The 1,665-nt window shown below is 51.5% G+C and carries 2 protein-coding genes; both read right to left on the reverse strand.

Annotated features, from left to right (window positions below):
- Window positions 1–95: 95 nt before the first annotated feature.
- A complete protein-coding gene (locus V6D20_24210) occupies window positions 96–671 on the reverse strand; it encodes a DUF3310 domain-containing protein (protein ID HEY9818885.1) in 576 nt (191 codons plus the stop codon).
- Window positions 672–680: 9 nt separating this feature from the next.
- Entirely contained in the window at window positions 681–1,523 is an 843-nt protein-coding gene (locus V6D20_24215) for a hypothetical protein (GenBank protein ID HEY9818886.1), read from the reverse strand.
- Window positions 1,524–1,665 lie beyond the last annotated feature (142 nt).

The raw sequence follows: 1,665 nt of genomic DNA on the forward strand, positions 1-1,665 counted from the left end.
TAAAGAGTTCCTCTTTCTGTACCTGCGTTAGATTAGATTCGACGATGTTGCAGACGGTCGATATTTCATCGTCCATTTGGTGTTCATTTAGCAGGTCAAGCGTTATCCGAAGCATGGCTAGCCTCCAGTTCGATTAGCAAATCAATGAAATGTCTTGCCTTGCGTAAGTCCTCAATTCCGTTCTTGCTTCTCCATCTCGACACATACTTGATAACAGCCCCCTCGCAGTAGCCGATATTATTGGCGTGGATATACTCGACTGGCTGGATGGACATTGTTTTGTAGTGGCTTCCGCCTTCCTGCGTGTCGAGAGGGGAATTTCTTAACATCCGCTCTATGTCCGCAGGGCGCTTGTTTTCTGGTGAGCGACTGGGTAGAACAGCGGAGAGTATGGGCTTGCCCGTTGCACAGCCGCTTTCCGGGGTAATATCCAGCGGGCATTTACACTCCGGGTAGGTGCAATACTCGTCAGGCTTCTCTTTGCTGGCTCCTAGCATCTGCTTTGCTGGCTCAGTTATGGTGTTGCTGCTTACGGTTGACTCAAAGGTACTGATATCTGAACCGCATTCCGGGCAGACTGTTCTTGAGGCCGAACCGCTCCACCGAAGCTCTGGATTGACACCACTCCACTTGCACAGCCCTAGAATGCTTTTACACCTGTATGTAGTCATGCCTTCGCCTCAGTCTGCCTGCTTCAAAACGGTTTCAAGCTCCGGGTATTTCTCTTGCAGGAACTTGCTCAATCTCATCTGCTCATACTTCCGGCAGAGGAAGTCAAGAGAGACTTCCATTAGGTCGTAATTGCCGCCTCTGACCTCATGCTTAACAATGATCCCCCGCCAGTGGTGGTTAGCCTGGTAGCCCTTGTATTCCTCGTCGTGCAGGTAGCATGAGCCAGCAACCAAGCCCCTTTGCGTTGTCCCATCGGATAGGTGTCTCGCCCCGATCAACTTGCCCTGCTGGTGGCCCATCGTGAAGCTGTGGCCTATCCTCATCAGCCGAAGCTCTACATTGACTCCGCCGTATGGCTTGCCGGTGTTTGGCGTATAGAAGTAATGCGCGTAGTGGACACCGTCGAGAATGACTGGCTTCAGGAATGGGTTAACCTCCCACCCGTAATCCTCATAGCCGATCTGATCAAGCCCAATCATGCCCTCTAGGGTTACGGCGTCTTTTTTAAGCGCCCTTGTTACCCTGTCCTCATGGTTGCCGAGCAGCATGTGTTTGATCGGCTTGTATTGTTTTTCTTTAAAGTCCCTGCGCTTGGTGTTGTAGTCCTCTATGGGCTGGTTCAATACTCGCCAACCCTCCTTTGCAGCAAACACATCATCTCTATAGCGCCTGCCGTGAAAGGTGGAATGCTTCTTGTCGTACTCGCTTAAGGAGGGAAAGTCTGCGTGATCCCCAAGGTGGATGATGGTGTCGGGCTGGTAGTCAACGATATACCGCCCAATCCAACCAAGATGGTCGAGAGGGACGCCGGGTTTCACCTGCGTGTCTGGGATTACTATGTGAACCCTCATATAACTCTCGCTTCTTGTCCGAATTTGGCAATCAGAATCGCGTCAGCTCTGCCTATGTCTTTCTTCCTGCCAAGTGGCGCGGAAGGGTAAAGCTGCTGAGCCAACGTCCTAGCATTGTCTTTATCCTTTCCGATCAGCCCTG

This window comes from Candidatus Obscuribacterales bacterium, from assembly GCA_036703605.1.
Lineage (GTDB): Bacteria > Cyanobacteriota > Cyanobacteriia > RECH01 > RECH01 > RECH01.

Excerpts from the sequence above, each read along its gene's own strand:
- V6D20_24210 (HEY9818885.1), bottom strand. The coding sequence starts at position 671 with ATGACTACATACAGGTGTAAAAGCATTCTAGGGCTGTGCAAGTGGAGT.
- V6D20_24215 (HEY9818886.1), bottom strand. The coding sequence starts at position 1,523 with ATGAGGGTTCACATAGTAATCCCAGACACGCAGGTGAAACCCGGCGTC.